The following is a 15,703-nucleotide window of genomic DNA, read 5'->3' on the forward strand; positions in this document are numbered from 1 at the left end:
AATAAAAAGGATTCGACTACGTGGAAATCATTCTCCTCGGTGTGATTCTGCACTTCATCGGCGGCTTCGCCTCCGGCAGTTTTTACATCCCCTACAAAAAGGTCCGCGGCTGGGCCTGGGAAAGTTATTGGATCACCGGCGGCCTGGTGTCCTGGTTGATCGTGCCGCTGATCGCCGCGCAACTGACGGTGCCGGGATGGGTGGACATTCTGCGCAATGCCGACACCAGCACGCTGCTGTGGACCTATATGTTCGGCGTGTTGTGGGGCATCGGCGGGCTGACCTTCGGCCTGACCATGCGCTACCTGGGCCTGTCCTTGGGCATGTCGCTGATCATGGGCCTCACCTCGGCCCTCGGAGCGTTGATGCCGGCGCTGTACCGCGACCTGTTCACCGATGCAACCGAAGGCACCTTGACCTCGATGCTGGCCTCCCAGGGCGGGCATTGGGTGTTATGGGGCGTGGCGGTGTCGCTGGTCGGTATCGCAGTGTGCGGCAAGGCTGGATTGATCAAGGAACGGGAAGTGTCCCAGGCGGTGAAGTTCGCCAGTGTCAGCGAATTTTCCCTGGGCAAGGGCATGCTGGTGGCGGTGATTTCCGGGGTGCTCAGCGCCTGTTTCAGCTACGGCATTTCTGCCGGACGCCCGCTGGCCGCCGCGGCGGTGGAACATGGCGCCAACAGCCTGTTCCAGAACAACGTGACCTTTATGGTGATCATGTGGGGCGGCCTGACCACCAACGGCATCTGGTGCCTGTGGCTGAACTGGCGCAACCGTACCTTCCATAACTACACCGATCGCAGCACGCCGCTGCTGGGCAACTACCTGCTGGTGGCCATCGCCGGCACGCTGTGGTTCTTGCAGTTTTTCTTCTACGGCATGGGCGAAAGCCGCCTGCAGAACGACGCCAGTTCCTGGGTGCTGCACATGTCATTCATCATCATCGTGTCCAACTGCTGGGGCCTGTATTTCCGTGAATGGCACGGCACCAGCGCCGCTAACAAGGGCGTACTGGTGGCCGGGATCGCGGTGATCCTCGGCGCCATCGCCATGGTCGGTTACGGCAATTACCTCGGCTGATGCCGCTAATTTTTGAAGGAGTGTTTTTATGTTGCTTGCAGACAAAACCGTGATCATCACCGGCGCCTCCCGTGGCATCGGCCGCGCCGCCGCCCGTGAATGTGCGCGCCAGGGCGCCCGTGTGGTGATCGGCCACAGTGGCAGTGGCCAAGGGACCGAGGCGGCGTATTCGCTGATCGAAGAGATCAAGGCGTTTGGCGGCCAGGCCGTTGAAGTGGGGGGCGATGCGGCCGACCCGGACACCGGCGACAAGCTGGTGGCCGGCGCCGTGCAAGCCTTCGGCAGTGTCGACGTGTTCGTCAACAATGCCGGCATCTGCCCGTTCCACTCGTTCCTGGATATGCCCCGCGAGGTCTATCTGAAAACCGTCAACACCAACCTCAACGGCGCCTACTTCGCCGTGCAGGCGGCGGCCAACCAAATGAAAAACCAGGGCCGTGGCGGCGCGATCATTGCCGTCAGCTCCATCAGCGCGCTGGTCGGCGGCGGCATGCAAACCCACTACACGCCGACCAAGGCCGGCCTGCATTCGTTGATGCAGTCCTGCGCAATTGCACTGGGGCCCTATGGCATTCGCTGCAACTCGGTACTGCCGGGGACCATTGCCACCGACATCAACAAGGAAGACCTGGCCGACGAGGAAAAACTCGCCTACATGACCTCGCGCACGCCGCTGGGTCGCTTGGGCGAACCGGATGATGTGGCAGGGCCGATCGTGTTCCTCGCCTCGGACATGGCGCGCTATGTGACCGGCGCCTCGTTGCTGGTGGATGGCGGGTTGTTCGTTAACCTCCAGTAAAACCGCACTCTCAAACACCCAAGAACCAATGTGGGAAGGGACTTGCTCCCTCCCACAGGGGGTCTCTGTGTGCCTGAAATTTGTGTTGTACCTGATAAAAACAACAATCCCAGGAGTACTTCCATGCGCACCACCCTCCCCCTGGCCCTGCTCTGCAGCGCCATGTCCACCTGTGCCTTCAGCGCCGGCCTGCTCGATCCCAACTCCCCGGCCATGCTCGGCGACTGGAGCGGCCTGCGCCCCCAATTGGCCGAACAAGGCTACGACTTCACCCTCAAATACGTCGGCGAAGTCGGCTCCAACCTCGGCGGTGGCTACAACTCCCACACCACCGCGCGCTGGAGCGACCAGTTGATCCTGGGCGTGAACATGGACCTGCAAAAACTCCTCGGCTGGCAGGACGCGACCTTTCGCATCGGCATCGGCGAGCGCCATGGCAAGGACATCACCAACGACCGCGTGCACCAACCCAACGCCACGGGCCTGACGTCCACCATGGAAGTGTTCGGCGGCGGCAACGCCTGGCGGCTGTCGCAGTTCTGGTACGAGCAAAAGTTCTTCGACCGGAAATTAGCCCTCAAACTCGGTCGCTTCGGCCATGGTGAAGACTTCGATCAGTTCCCCTGCGAATTCCAGAACGTCACCCTGTGCGGTTCCCAGGAAGGTAACTGGAACGGCGTGTGGAACAGCTTCCCGATCAGCCAGTGGGCAGTGCGCGCCAAGTACCAATTCACCGATGAGTTCGCCATGCAGGTCGGCGCCTACGACAAGAACCCTGGCAACGCCGAGGCCAGCAATGGCTTCAAACCGTTTATCAGCGGCTCCCAGGGCACCAGTTTCCCTATCGAAGCCATCTGGAAAGGTCAGATCCAAGGCCTGAATTCGGAGTACCACGCCGGTTACTACTACGCCAACGCCGACACCAAGGACATGCTCAAGGACGCCGACGGCAACTACGCTGCCAGCTCGAAAAAACCCTATCGAATGTATTCCAGCAACAGCGGCTGGTGGCTGTCGGGCCAGCAACAATTGACCACCGTCGACGGCAACAGCAAGCGCGGGCTCAACGTATTCGCCAACCTGACGGTGAATGACCCGGACAAAAGCGTGATCAAGAACCTGATCCAAGTCGGCCTGATCTACCGTGGCCCGTTCGATTCACGCCCGAGCGACACCATCGGCCTTGGCGCGTCGAAGTTGCAGGTCAGCGACCGCTATACCCGCAACACGCAGACGCTCAACGCGGCCAATGGCGTCAGCGATATCGACGATCCGCTTTACGTGCCCGAGCAGCGCCGCGAGTACAGCTACGAGATCAACTATGGCGTGCAGGCGACCCAATGGCTGATGGTGCGGCCTAACCTGCAATACGTGAAATACCCCGGCGGGCTCACACAAACCAGCGGCGCGGTGGTCGGTGGCGTGCAGTTTATTGTTGATTTCTAGATACCCGTGCCAGCGCGCCCCTCAAAGACCGCGCTGGCGAAGCCATTGCAAAAAGCCCTTCTTGACCGGTACCACTGGCGCGTCTTGGGTCAGCACCTGAGCGGCGTGCAAGCGGAAATCCAACAGGGTTTTCATGGCGTCGGCGATGTCATGTCGCGCGTCCAGGCACGGCGTCAGGTACGCCTTCTCGATGCGGTACAACGTGCAGAACGTCTTGGCGGTGAAGTCCGCCAAGGCCGCTTGCTCAGTCAGAATCCCCGCTTCGCCGATCACCTCGCCGGGGCCCATGCGCCCGGCTTCGAACGCGTGGCCGCCCTTGATCAGCATCACCGACACCACACCCGACTCGACGATAAACAAATGATCGCTGACCTCCCCCGCCGGCAGGATCATCTCGCCGGCGCGATAGGTGTGCAGGGTCATGTTCTGGCTGAAGGTGTCCTTTTCCTCCTGGCGCAAAGTGGAGAAAATCGACGAACTGTCCAACAGTGCCCGCGCCGGAGAGGTCGGCACTGGGGTCGCGCTTTCGACGGCGGACAACAGGCTCACGCCCGCTGCCTGCAGGTGCCGGAACGCCAAGTCGTAGAGTTGGTTGCGCACTTCGCGCTTGAGGGTCATGGTCGGCACGAACCCGCTGATTTCATACTCCACGCCGCCACTGGCGGAAGTCTTGAACGCCACACTCGGCGCCGGTTTGGCCAGCAGCGGACGGCAACCCTGCATGGCCCGCTCCAGCGCTTCGATCACCGTTTGCGGCCGTGCATGGGGGCTGACCTGCAGGCTGACCGCCAGGCCAAACATATCCGCCGGACGCGAAAAGTTGATGATCTTGGCCTTTGCCGCCAGGGAGTTGGGAATCACCGCCATGCTGCCCTGGGAGGTTTGCAGGCGCGTGGCGCGCCAGTCGATGTCCGTGACCCGGCCTTCAGTGCCGTCGATGGAAATCCAGTCATCCAGTTGATAGGGCTTGGTGGTATTGAGCACGATCCCGGAAAACACATCACTCAAGGTGCTTTGCAACGCCAGGCCGACAATGATCGCCACCGCGCCGGACGTGGCCAATACGCCCTTGACCGGCAGATCGAGCACATAGGCCAGCGCAGCAATGATCGCGATCAGGAAAATCACCGCGCCCATCAAATCCTGCAACAGCCGCCCGGTGTGGCCAACCCGCTGCATCATCAACGCACCGAGCAACACCGTCAGCGTACGCGCCGCGAACAACCACCAACCAATCTGCAACGCCGTGGCGGCCATGTGCAACGCGGTGTTGTCGGCGTAGGGCGCGACGAGCATGGGGTTCATGCCGTCGTTGAACAGCACGGCACTGAAGACTGCAAAGATCACCAACCGCGCTGCGAGTTTCCAATTAGCCAGGTTGGCGGAGATAAGTCGCCACACGGCGATGTCGATAAGGATCAACGCAAGGGCGCACAGCATCGGGTGATCGGAGATAAATGAGGGCATCCAGGCGACTCCAGGGCGAATGACGGGAAGATCGCATGAATTGAGAACACTGGAAAACAAAATGTAGAAGCCGGCGTGCCAGCGAAAGTATCGACTCGGTGTGCCAGGGACACCACGGTGATGCTATCGCCGGCAAGCCGGCTCCTACCCTTTTGTTTACGGCTAACTGTCAGGCATGCATCTGCCCAAATTTACCCGATTGGAAATCCGCAAACGCCTGATGAATCTCCTGCTCGGTGTTCATCACAAACGGCCCGTGCCCTACGATGGGCTCGTCAATCGGTTCGCCGCTGAGCAGCAGCACCTTGGCGGCGTCGTTGGACTCCAGGACCAGTTGCGTGCCATCGCGCTCAAACAACGCCAGTTGGCCTTGGCGCGCGACTTCTTCGCCATTGACCAGCACGGTGCCGCGCAGGATCACCAGGGCGGTGTTGCGCCCGGCGTGCAAGTCCAGGGTCACGGGCTTGCCGGCGTTAAGACGCAGGTCCCACACGTCAATCGGCGTGAAGGTGCGTGCGGGCCCTTTGGCGCCGTCGAACGCTCCGGCGATCAGGCGCAGGTGCCCGGCGTCATGGGGCAGCGCAAGCACGGGAATATCGCCATCGACAATGGTCTGGTAACCGGCGTCGGCCATTTTGTGCTTGGCGGGCAAGTTGACCCACAGTTGCACCATCTCCAGCGCGCCGCCTTTACGGGCGAACGCTTCGGAGTGGAATTCTTCATGGAGAATGCCTTTTGCGGCCGTCATCCATTGCACATCGCCGGGGCCGATGGTGCCGCCTGCGCCGGTTGAATCGCGGTGCTCGACTTCACCGTCGTAGACGATGGTCACGGTTTCAAAGCCGCGATGGGGGTGTTGACCTACGCCGCGACGTTGTTCGGTGGGGGAAAATTCGGCCGGGCCGGCGTGGTCCAGCAGCAGGAATGGGCTGATGTGTTTGCCCAGGTTGTCGTAGGAAAACAGTGTGCGCACCGGGAAACCGTCGCCGACCCAGTGGGCGCGAGGGCTGGTGTAGATGCCGATGAGTTTTTTCATGGTGATCCTCCAAAGTGCATACACCTTAAAACCGATAACAATTGAGCGGTAGACGGCTAAAACACCCTAGAGCGTCCTACTGATGGAACGGAGTACCAGTGCCCCACCATAAAAACCGCGTTAATGATAATGACTCGTAGTAATATCCGCCCTCTCCCGCTCAACCTCCCGAGGGCTGCAATGCCGTTTGCCCCTGCGCCTGTCGCACCGCGCGTGCTGGTGGTGGATGACCACCGCAAAATCCGCGAACCCTTGGCCACTTACCTGCGTCGCCACACCTTCGATGTGCGCACCGCCGAAGACGCGGCTGGGATGTGGCAATTGCTCAAGACCCAGGCGTTCGACGTCGTAGTGCTCGACGTGCTGCTACCGGATGGCGATGGTTTCGAGCTGTGCAACCAGTTGCATCGGCGCAGCAATACCCCCGTGATTCTGTTGACCGCCCGCGATACCGCCGCCGACCGTATCCGCGGGCTGGACCTCGGCGCGGACGATTACGTGACCAAGCCCTTCGAACCCCGCGAACTGGTCGCACGCATCAACAGTGTGCTGCGCCGCCAAGGCCGCAACACCGGGCCGGCCGCGCCCAGCGGTGGCCCACAGGCTTATCGGTTCGCTGGCTGGCAGTTCAGCGTGAGCAGCGCCACGTTGTGCCGCGACGCCAGCCCGGCAATCCAGCTCAGTACAGCGGAAAGCCGTTTGCTGCAGGTGTTCCTTGCCCACCCCAATACGTTGCTGCCCCGCGAACGTTTGATCGACCTCACCGCTGCCGCCGACAGCGACGTCAGCGACCGCGCCATCGACCGCCAGGTCAGCCGCCTGCGCCGCAAGTTGGCCCACGGCGATGCCACGCCGGACCTGCTGCGCACTATCTGGGGCGGCGGCTATCTGTTGGCGGCCGAGGTCAGTGAATGCGCGCCCTGAACAGGCTGTGGCCGCGCACCCTGGCGCGGCAGTTGAGCCTGTTGTTGCTGCTGGCCTTGCTCGCATCCAACGGCATCGCGATGTTGTTTTTGCAACGCACCGGCAGCCTGATCCACCCACTGTCGCGCAGTTTCAGCCTGGAGCGCCTAGGGATTGCCCACCACACGGCAATCGATCTGACGCCCACTGAAACCGAGCACCTGCTGGCCGGGATGAGCCACGACGACACGCGCTTCTGGATTGCACCGACGCCCGAAGTGGCGCCATTTGAACTGCGCCCGGAGGAGCAGAGATTGGCCAGTGAGCTGCGTCGCCAATTGCACCTGGATGACGCGGCCGCCATCGGCATGCAGTTGGAACGCATCAGCGGTGCCGACGCCCGCACCCATGTGTTCAGCCCCGCCGGCTGGGCGCCGTTGCGCTTGCGCAGCAGCGTGCCACTGCCGAACGGTACCTACCTGAATGCCGTGCAATACCCCGCCGGCGCCTATGAATGGGGCCGCGTTCTGGCCTACAGCCTGCCGGTGACAACGCTGCCGGTGCTGCTGATCGTGATGTTTTTCATTGCCCGCGTGGTGCGCCCGATCAAGACCCTGGCCCAGGCCACGGAGCGCGTCAGCCGTGGTGAATGGATCGCTCCGCTGCCGGAAATCGGCCCACAGGAAGCCCGCGACCTCACCGCCGCCTTCAACACCATGCAGGCCAATCTTGCCCGGCACGTCGAAGGCCGGACGCGGATGCTTGCAGCGGTCAGCCACGACCTGAACACGCCGATCACCGAACTGCGCCTGCAAGTGGAATTGCTGGAGCCCGGCGACGCCCGGGATGACATGCTCGAAAGCCTCGCGCAATTGAGTGCGATGGTGCGTGAAACCCTGAATTTCGTGCGCGATGACGCGGTACAGGAAGCGACCGCCACGATGTCGATGAGCGGCCTGTTGGATGACCTGGCCAAGCGTTATCAGCGCATGCGGCAACCTGTCAGTTGGGCGGGTGCGCCACACCTGATGCTGACCTGCCGGCCTCTGGCGCTCAAGCGCGCGTTAACCAACGTGATCGACAACGCCCTGCACCACGCTGGGGATGCCCACCTGAGCTTGATCCAAGAAGATAACGGCTGGCTGCGCATCGAGGTGCTCGACCACGGCCAAGGCTTGCCCGAGGCCTGGCTGGACAAAGTCTTCGAACCCTTTGTGCAACGCGGCGTGAGTGACGGTGGCGTGGGGTTGGGCCTGGCGATTGCACGTTCGTGCATCCAGGCCCATGGCGGCGAACTGGTGTTGCAGAATCGCCCACCGGCCGGCCTGTGCGCGGTGGTGCGATTGCCGGCGGCACTTTAGAAGTTGAGCGTGGCCCCCATCCACAGCGTACGACCGTAGTTCACCGTGCCGTAGGTTTCATCGTCCAAACGCTTGTCGGTGAGGTTGTTGAGGGAGGCGTTGAGGGTCAGCGAGTCGCTCACGTCGTAAGAGCCGCCCAGGTCGGCGGTGGTGTAGCCCGGTGCGGGTTCGTCGGTGATGGTGTTGCCGGTTTCTTCGCCGTAGTAACTCAGCGACGCCCAGGCCTGGGTGCGGTCGTTGATGCTCCACTCGGTGCGCACATTGGCTTTCTGCTTCGGCGTGAGAGCCAATGGTGCACCTTTGTTGGCGCCGCTCTTCTGCTCGGAATCGGTGTAGGTGTAGTTGGCCTTGAGCAGCACGCTGGCGTTGATATCCCATTGGCCGTTGAGCTCGACGCCCTGGATGATCGCTTTGTCGACGTTGACCCGTTCCATGATGGTGTAGCCGTTCCAGCGCTGGTCGGTGGTGACGGTAGAGAGCTTGTCCTGGAAGTCGTTGTAGAACAGCGTCACGCCGCCCGACAGGTCATCGCGGTTGCTCCACAGCGCAGAGACTTCGTAGTTGGTGCTGGTTTCGGGCTTGAGGTCCGGGTTGCCGAACATCACGAAGCGGTTGCGGCGCAGGTAAGCGTAATCCTCGACCACGGCACGCAGTTCCGGCGCCTTGAAGCCACGGGCGATGCCGCCCTTGAGGGTCCACTGATCGGTGGCGCGCCACACGCTGTAGATCCGCGGGCTGAGGTGCGCGCCGTACTCTTCGTGCTCATCCAGACGCAGGCCGGTGGTCAAGGCGAAGCTGTCGGTGACTGACCATTCGTTTTCGGCGAACAGGGCTTTTTGCACCACCGAGAATTTATAGTCGACGCGATCACCCAGGCCCTGGTTCCAGTCGGTCAGCTCGCTTTCGTTCCATTGCACGCCCACGGTGCTGACGTTATGGGCGGTGGGCACCACCAGTTTGGCGTCGAATACGGTGTTCTTGATTTCGGGTTTGCGCCCGTAGATATCGGTCTGGGCCGGGATGGCCTTGCCTTCGCGGGTCGAGGTTTCCTGGGACAGGGCGATGTCCGAGGTTGCCCAGCCCCAGCGGCCTTGATGGGACAGGGACCAGTGATCGCGGTTGTTTTCCTGCTCGCGAGTGGCCCAGTTGGCGCTCATGCCGTCGCCGTTCTTCAGGCGCGTGGCACCCGCTTCCAGCAGGATGTCGTGGTCAATATTAGGAGTGAAAGCCAGGCGCGCGGTGAGGTCGCGGTGGTCGGCCTTGCTGAAGCCATTGGTCTGTTCGATGTCATCGTCGGCCTGGCGATCGAGGTAACGGCCCCACACCTGCAAGCCAAGGAAATCTTCCTTGAGCGGGCCGCTGAGGTAGAACTGCGTCTGGCGCGCATTGCCCTGGTCGCTGTGCTGGCGGGCCGAGTAGTCATAGCCGATGGAACCACCCCAGGTCGGTGAAACCTTGCGGGTGATCACGTTGATCACACCGCCGATCGCATCCGAGCCGTACAGCGACGACATCGGGCCCCGCACCACTTCGATCCGCTCGATGGCGGCGGCTGGCGGTACAAAGCTCTGTTCATAGCCACTGTTGCCGTTGACCCGTGACTCCCGCGCGCTCTGGCGTTTGCCGTCGACCATGATCAAGGTGTAATCGGCCGGCATGCCACGGATGGAGATGTCGGTTTCATTCGCCCCACCGTTGACCGTCACGCCCTCCACATCCCGCACCGCGTCGCCGAGGTCGCGGTAGGACTTGCGGCGCAATTCCTCGCCGTCGATCACCGTCACCGAGGCCGGCGCATCCTCCACACTCTGGGCATAACCGGCGGCCGTCACCACCACGTCGTTGAGTTCCAGGGCAACAGGTTCGTCGGCATGGGCGCTGAAGCTGCTGGCGACCAGCAGAGCCAGGGGCGTAACGCGAAAGGCAGGAAGCATGGGCGTAGACCTTAGGATTGGACTCAAAAGAGAATCGTAATCATCTAGCCCCGATTAAATTGGACAAAGTGTGACAGCTCAAGCCACCGGCACCAGCGCCACACGCCGTTCACGCAGTAGATGAAACGCCACAAACGCCATCACCGCAAAACCCGCCTGGATCATGATCATCGGTAAGGCACTGCCGTCGCGCAGTTGGCTCAGCAGCAGGCCACTGCAGGTGGCGCCGAACATCTGCGCAAAGCCCATCAGGCCTGCCGCCAACCCGGCTCGGTGCGCGTTGGGCATTACTCCGCCCGTGACCGCGCCGGGCAATACCAGCCCGCCGCCAAGCGTCGCCAGGGCAATGGGAATATCCAACCCCAACACCGATAAGCCGAACAGCCCGTAAATCACCGCCGCCAACACCCCGCCGAGGGCCACCAGCGTCACCCCCATCGCCACAATCCGCTGCGCCCCCAGGCGCAGGATATTGCGCCGGGTGTAGGTGGACCCGACGATCAGCATCGAGACGATCACGCCAAAATTGATGCCGTACTCCAGGCTGCTTAAGCCGAGCAGGTTGATAAACACCGCAGATGATCCGGCAATCACCGCGAACATCGCGCCGTAAGTGCACGCCAACGCCACGGCGAATGCGCGGTATGGGCGGCCCTTGAGCAAATCCAGGTACTGCCCGCCGAGGGTGCGCCAGTGGCCGGCCTTGGGGTCGATGTAAGGGTTGCTTTCGCGAAAGAACAGCAGCACCAGCAGCAACACCACACTGCCGATCACCAGCGCCAGTAGGATCGGCGCACGCCAGCCCACCACGTTGATCAGCAGTCCGCCGACCATTGGCGCGACGACGATCGCGTAGAGCATGCCGATCATCGTCAGCGCCAGGGCCGGCCCCGCTTCGACCTTCCACACATCGCGCACCACCGTGCGCGCCAACACCAGCGCCGCACAGGCGCCGAGGCCTTGCAGCACGCGGGCGGCGATAAATTGATGCATGTCGCTGACCAGCAGCATCGACATAGTCGCCATCACATACAGCACTAACCCGCCGATCAATACCGGACGCCGGCCGATGCGATCCGACAATGGCCCAAACAGTAATTGCCCTAGTCCAAACGCTGCGACAAAGGCAGACAGCGCCATCAGTGCCGACCCCGGCGGCGCCACCAGCGCCTGCTCAATGGCGCCGAGGCCGGGGATGATTAATTGGGTCGAGACTTCGCCGAGTGCCGTTAAGGCCACCAGTAGCAACAGCAAGCTTCGCGACGGAACCGGGGCATTCGACATGGGGATTATCCGGGGCTGGCTTAATTTATATTTCGACCATAATATGCGTAAAAAATTATGTCCATAATTTTTTGCCCACTGGTCAGCCCCTGGAGCCCGACATGAACCCTCTTCCCCTGCGTCTTTTCTCGCCCCTGGCTTTGCTGGTGATCCTCAGCGGCTGTAACAGCCAGGCCGACACCGCCGCCCAAGCGCCCCAACCGCGCCCGGTACTCGTCGCCAAGGTCGAAGCTGCCGGCACGCAACAAAGCGCCTACACCGGTGTGGTCGCGGCGCGTACGGAAAGCGACTTGGGCTTTCGCGTCAGTGGCAAGGTGATCGAGCGCAAGGTCGATCCCGGCCAGCATGTCTCTCGTGGCGACACCTTATTGGTACTGGATATCGGCGACTTCGAATTGGCCCTGCGCTCGGCCAAGAACCGCGTGAGTGCCGCCCAGGCACAACTGCGTCAGCGCCGCGATGATGCCAACCGCTATGAACGTCTGGCGAGTACCGGTGCTGTGTCGCGGCAGATCTTCGACCAATCGGCGACCAACCTGCGCGTCGCCGAAGCGGAATTGGCCTCGGCCCAATCCGACGCCAGCCAAATCGAGAACCGCCGCACTTACTCAGTGCTCAAGGCCGACGGCGACGGCATCATCACCGACGTACGCGTCGACCGCGGCCAGGTGGTCGCCGAAGGGCAGATCGTCGCGCGTCTGGCCCGTGATGGCGCCCGCGAAGCCATCGTTAACCTGCCGGAAAACCAGCGCGACCTGGCCTCGCAAAAAGCTCTGGCCTTCCCGTTCGGCGCCCCTGACCAGGCGGTAACGGCCACGCTGCGCGAACTCTCCGCCAGTGCCGATCCCGTCACTCGTACGTACCGCGCGCGCTATGTGCTGCACGGCGCCGTCGACCGCTTCGCCCTCGGCTCAACCATCACCGTGCGCCTTCAAGGTAACGGCCAGATGCAACAGACCCGCGTGCCCATTGGTGCGCTGCACGATACAGGGCAAGGCACCGGAGTGTGGGTGGTCGGCGCCGATAACACAGTCGCCTTTGCCCCCGTCAACGTCGCCAGCCTCGGCCAGGAAGATGCCCTGCTCAACAGCGGCGTGAACCCGGACACCGTCATCGTCGCCCTTGGCGCCCACCTGCTGCACAGCGGGGATGCGGTGCGCCTGCTGCCCGCCCAGGCGCTGGCCCTCAACCGCAAACAGGACCAATGAGCATGCGCGGCATCAACCTCTCTGAACTAGCGGTCAAGCACCGTGCGGTCACGTTGTTCCTGATCATTGCGATCCTTGCCGCCGGCATTTTCTCGTTCGGCAAACTGGGGCGAGCCGAAGACCCGTCCTTCACCGTCAAGGTGATGACCATCACGGCCGCCTGGCCCGGCGCCACTGCCCAGGAAATGCAGGAGCAAGTCGCCGACCGCCTGGAAAAACGCCTGCAGGAGTTGGATTACTACGACCGCGTCGAGACCATCGCCCAGCCAGGTTTTGTGTCGATGCGCATGACGTTCCTCGAATCCACCCGCCCCGGCGAGATTCAGGACTTGTTCTACCAGACCCGCAAAAAGCTCAGCGATGAAGCGTCGAGGCTGCCCAAGGGAGTGATCGGGCCGTTTTTCAACGATGAATATTCCGATGTGTACTTTGCGCTGTACGCCCTGGAGGCCGAACACCTGCCCCATCGCCAGCAGGTGCAAATGGCTGAAGAGCTGCGCCAGGGTTTCCTCAATCTGCCGGGGGTGAAGAAGGTCAATATCCTCGGCGAGCAGGCCCAGCGGATTTTCGTCGAGTTTTCCTATGAGCGCCTCGCGACCCTGGGCATCAAGCCCGACCAGATCTTCGCCGCCCTCGCTGCGCAAAACGCTGTGGCGCCGTCGGGCTTTGTGGAAACCGCCGGTGCCCGCGCCTATATCCGTATCGACGGTGCCTTCGACAGCCTGGCGCTGATTGAAAACGTGCCCCTGGAAGTCAACGGCCGACTGCTGCGCATTGCCGATGTGGCGACCGTCAACCGAGGTTATGAAGACCCGCCCAGCTACCGTATCCGCCATCAGGGCGACCCGGCGCTGATGCTCGGTGTGATCATGGAGAAACACTGGAACGGCCTGGAACTGGACAAGCGCCTCAAGGACCAGGAAGCCCGGATCCAGGCAGACCTGCCACTGGGCGTGAACTTCGCCAAGGTCTCCGACCAGGCGAAAAACATCAGCCTGGCGGTGAATGAATTCATGCTGAAATTCTTCGTCGCCCTGGCAGTGGTGATGATCATCAGCCTGTTGGCCTTGGGCTTTCGCGTGGGTCTGGTGGTGGCGGCGGCGGTGCCACTGACGTTGTCCGTGGTGTTCGTGATCATGCTGGTCACTGGGCGTGAGTTCGACCGCATCACCCTCGGCGCGCTGATTATCTCCCTCGGCCTGCTGGTGGACGACGCGATCATCGCCATCGAGATGATGGTGGTGAAACTGGAAGAAGGGTTTGACCGCATCCACGCCGCCACTTACGCCTGGAGCTCCACCGCGGCGCCGATGCTGACCGGCACACTGGTGACCATCATCGGCTTTCTGCCGGTAGGATTTGCGCGCTCGGGCGCCGGGGAATACGCCGGCAATATCTTTTGGATCGTCGGCTTCGCGCTGATTTCATCGTGGCTGGTGGCGGTGGTGTTCACCCCGTACCTGGGCGTCAAGCTATTGCCGAACATCAAACCGGTGCCCGGTGGCCACGACGCCATCTATGCCGGGCGCTACTACCAGAAACTGCGTGCGGTAGTAGAGCTGTGCGTGCGCAGGCGCTGGTTGGTGACCGGGCTGGTGGTGACGGCGTTTGTGCTGTGCGGGCTGGGCATGGGGGTGGTGAAGAAGCAGTTCTTCCCCAACTCCGACCGATCCGAGCTGATTCTGGAGGTGTACATGCCGCCCGGCAGCGCCTTCAAAAGCACTGAGGCAGTCGCGGCGCAACTGGAAAAAGCACTGATGCAAGAACCCCAGACGAGCATGGTCGACACCTACGTGGGCGGCGGCGCGCCACGGTTTTTCCTGTCGCTGAACCCTGAATTGCCCGATCCGGCTTTCGCAAAACTGATCGTGCAGACCCCGGACTCCCACGCACGCGATGCCCTCAAACTGCGCATGCGTGAGCGTATCGCGGCAGGCGAATTCCCTGCGGCGCGAGTGCGCGTCACGCAATTGCTGTTCGGTCCACCGGTGCCCTTCCCGGTGGTATTCCGCGTGTCCGGCCCGAATCTGGAGGTGTTGCGCGGCCTGTCAGAAGACGTGCGCAAAGTCGTCGCCGCTAACCCGTTGACCAAGGACGCCTTCCTCGATTGGGGCGAGCGCACCAGTGGTTATCGCCTGGTACTCGATCAAGACCGCCTGCGCCTGCTGGGCTTCACGCCCAACGAGGTCAAGTCCCAGCTCAACGCCCTGCTCAGCGGCAACCCGATCACCGAGGTGCGTGAAGGCAACCGCACCGTGTCCGTGGTGGCCCGCGCCCAGGGCAACCAACGCGAGAACCTCGGCAACCTCAACAACATGACCCTGACCAACAGTGCCGGCACCTCAGTGCCGCTGGCCCAGGTCGGGCATTTCCAAGCGGTGATGGAAGAGCCGATCCTCAAGCGCCGTAACCGAGCGACCACCGTGGAAGTGCGCGCCGACATCATCGACGGCGTGCAACCGCCCGACGTCGAAATGGCGGTCTACAAAGACCTGCAACCGCTGATCGCCAAGCTGCCAGCCGGCTATCAACTCAACATCGGCGGACCGGTGGAAGAAAGCGCCAAGGCCAACGTCGCCCTGGCCGCACTGTTTCCGATCATGATCCTGCTGACCCTCACAGTGATCATGTTCCAGGTGCGCTCCTTCGGCGTGATGTTCATGGTCTTCGCCACCGCGCCCTTGGGCTTGATCGGGGCTGTGCCGACGCTGCTGCTGTTCAATCAGCCGTTCGGGTTCAACGCGATATTGGGGCTGATCGGCATTGGCGGCATTCTGATGCGCAACACATTGATCTTCACCGACCAGATTCGCCAGAACCAGGAACACGGCATGGCGATTCGCGAAGCCATCGTCGAAGCCACGGTGCGACGTGCCAGGCCCGTGATCTTGACCGCACTGGCCGCGGCGCTGGCGTTCATTCCGCTGACGTTGTCGGTGTTCTGGTCATCCCTGGCCTACGTGCTGATCGGCGGAGTGCTGGTGGGCACCGTGTTGACGCTGCTGTTTTTACCGGCGCTATGCAGTTTGGTGCTGGGGCGGCAGAAGATAAAAGCTGTCGAAACTTCCCACGCAAGCGCCGGATAAGCGCTACTCCCCGCTGCGGAAAACGCCTGCAAAGTCCCTCGCCTGAATACACAGTGCGAGGGATTGCAGATGGTTTTTTTCGTTAAGGCCCCAACTGATG

The 15,703-nt window shown here is 62.1% G+C and carries 11 protein-coding genes; 7 read left to right on the plus strand and 4 right to left on the minus strand.

Features of this window, described 5'->3' with window-relative positions; genetic code table 11:
• Positions 1 to 20: 20 nt before the first annotated feature.
• The 3 genes from rhaT to CKW32_RS11690 all read left to right on the plus strand — a co-directional run bounded on the left by rhaT (position 21) and on the right by CKW32_RS11690 (position 3,324).
• Complete coding sequence (gene rhaT / locus CKW32_RS11680) at positions 21 to 1,079, plus strand: L-rhamnose/proton symporter RhaT (RefSeq protein ID WP_032891118.1); 1,059 nt, start codon at positions 21 to 23, stop codon at positions 1,077 to 1,079.
• A 28-nt stretch (positions 1,080 to 1,107) separates the two neighbouring features.
• Positions 1,108 to 1,878: an SDR family NAD(P)-dependent oxidoreductase gene (locus CKW32_RS11685; protein ID WP_032891117.1), complete on the plus strand. Its 771-nt coding sequence runs from the start codon at positions 1,108 to 1,110 to the stop codon at positions 1,876 to 1,878.
• A gap of 123 nt (positions 1,879 to 2,001) precedes the next feature.
• Entirely contained in the window at positions 2,002 to 3,324 is a 1,323-nt protein-coding gene (locus tag CKW32_RS11690) for a carbohydrate porin (protein ID WP_095184996.1), read from the plus strand.
• Positions 3,325 to 3,345: 21 nt separating this feature from the next.
• On the opposite strand, the gene CKW32_RS11695 is transcribed toward CKW32_RS11690, so the two are convergent.
• Both CKW32_RS11695 and CKW32_RS11700 read right to left on the minus strand, forming a co-directional pair.
• Positions 3,346 to 4,791, minus strand: coding sequence for a mechanosensitive ion channel family protein (locus CKW32_RS11695; RefSeq protein ID WP_032891115.1), 1,446 nt, complete (start codon positions 4,789 to 4,791; stop codon positions 3,346 to 3,348).
• A 169-nt stretch (positions 4,792 to 4,960) separates the two neighbouring features.
• The gene (locus CKW32_RS11700) at positions 4,961 to 5,827 is read right to left on the minus strand and encodes a pirin family protein (protein WP_095184997.1); all 867 of its coding nucleotides are present in this window, start codon (positions 5,825 to 5,827) and stop codon (positions 4,961 to 4,963) included.
• Positions 5,828 to 6,007: 180 nt separating this feature from the next.
• Between CKW32_RS11700 and CKW32_RS11705 the strand changes: the two genes are divergently transcribed.
• Positions 6,008 to 6,751 (plus strand): response regulator, encoded by a 744-nt coding sequence (locus CKW32_RS11705; RefSeq protein ID WP_032891113.1) that lies wholly within the window; start codon positions 6,008 to 6,010, stop codon positions 6,749 to 6,751.
• 20 nt (positions 6,752 to 6,771) lie between these two features.
• Positions 6,772 to 8,091: an ATP-binding protein gene (locus CKW32_RS11710; RefSeq protein ID WP_032891494.1), complete on the plus strand. Its 1,320-nt coding sequence runs from the start codon at positions 6,772 to 6,774 to the stop codon at positions 8,089 to 8,091.
• On the opposite strand, the gene CKW32_RS11715 is transcribed toward CKW32_RS11710, so the two are convergent.
• Entirely contained in the window at positions 8,088 to 10,025 is a 1,938-nt protein-coding gene (locus tag CKW32_RS11715) for a TonB-dependent receptor domain-containing protein (protein ID WP_095184999.1), read from the minus strand. The genes CKW32_RS11710 and CKW32_RS11715 overlap by 4 nt on opposite strands.
• 78 nt (positions 10,026 to 10,103) lie before the next feature.
• Complete coding sequence (locus tag CKW32_RS11720) at positions 10,104 to 11,309, minus strand: MFS transporter (protein WP_095185000.1); 1,206 nt, start codon at positions 11,307 to 11,309, stop codon at positions 10,104 to 10,106.
• Between the two features lie 101 nt (positions 11,310 to 11,410).
• On the opposite strand from CKW32_RS11720, the gene CKW32_RS11725 reads away from it, so the two are divergent.
• Both CKW32_RS11725 and CKW32_RS11730 read left to right on the plus strand, forming a co-directional pair.
• On the plus strand, positions 11,411 to 12,517 hold the full coding sequence (locus CKW32_RS11725) for an efflux RND transporter periplasmic adaptor subunit (RefSeq protein WP_095185001.1): 1,107 nt from the start codon (positions 11,411 to 11,413) through the stop codon (positions 12,515 to 12,517).
• Between the two features lie 2 nt (positions 12,518 to 12,519).
• Entirely contained in the window at positions 12,520 to 15,603 is a 3,084-nt protein-coding gene (locus tag CKW32_RS11730) for an efflux RND transporter permease subunit (protein ID WP_095185002.1), read from the plus strand.
• The last annotated feature ends 100 nt before the right edge of the window (positions 15,604 to 15,703 follow it).

The sequence above is a fragment of the Pseudomonas sp. Irchel 3H9 genome (assembly GCF_900187495.1).
GTDB classification, from domain to species: Bacteria; Pseudomonadota; Gammaproteobacteria; order Pseudomonadales; family Pseudomonadaceae; genus Aquipseudomonas; species Aquipseudomonas sivasensis.

Excerpts from the sequence above, each read along its gene's own strand:
- CKW32_RS11685 (WP_032891117.1), top strand. The coding sequence starts at position 1,108 with ATGTTGCTTGCAGACAAAACCGTGATCATCACCGGCGCCTCCCGTGGC.
- CKW32_RS11690 (WP_095184996.1), top strand. The coding sequence starts at position 2,002 with ATGCGCACCACCCTCCCCCTGGCCCTGCTCTGCAGCGCCATGTCCACC.
- CKW32_RS11695 (WP_032891115.1), bottom strand. The coding sequence starts at position 4,791 with ATGCCCTCATTTATCTCCGATCACCCGATGCTGTGCGCCCTTGCGTTG.
- CKW32_RS11700 (WP_095184997.1), bottom strand. The coding sequence starts at position 5,827 with ATGAAAAAACTCATCGGCATCTACACCAGCCCTCGCGCCCACTGGGTC.
- CKW32_RS11705 (WP_032891113.1), top strand. The coding sequence starts at position 6,008 with ATGCCGTTTGCCCCTGCGCCTGTCGCACCGCGCGTGCTGGTGGTGGAT.
- CKW32_RS11715 (WP_095184999.1), bottom strand. The coding sequence starts at position 10,025 with ATGCTTCCTGCCTTTCGCGTTACGCCCCTGGCTCTGCTGGTCGCCAGC.
- CKW32_RS11720 (WP_095185000.1), bottom strand. The coding sequence starts at position 11,309 with ATGTCGAATGCCCCGGTTCCGTCGCGAAGCTTGCTGTTGCTACTGGTG.
- CKW32_RS11725 (WP_095185001.1), top strand. The coding sequence starts at position 11,411 with ATGAACCCTCTTCCCCTGCGTCTTTTCTCGCCCCTGGCTTTGCTGGTG.
- CKW32_RS11730 (WP_095185002.1), top strand. The coding sequence starts at position 12,520 with ATGCGCGGCATCAACCTCTCTGAACTAGCGGTCAAGCACCGTGCGGTC.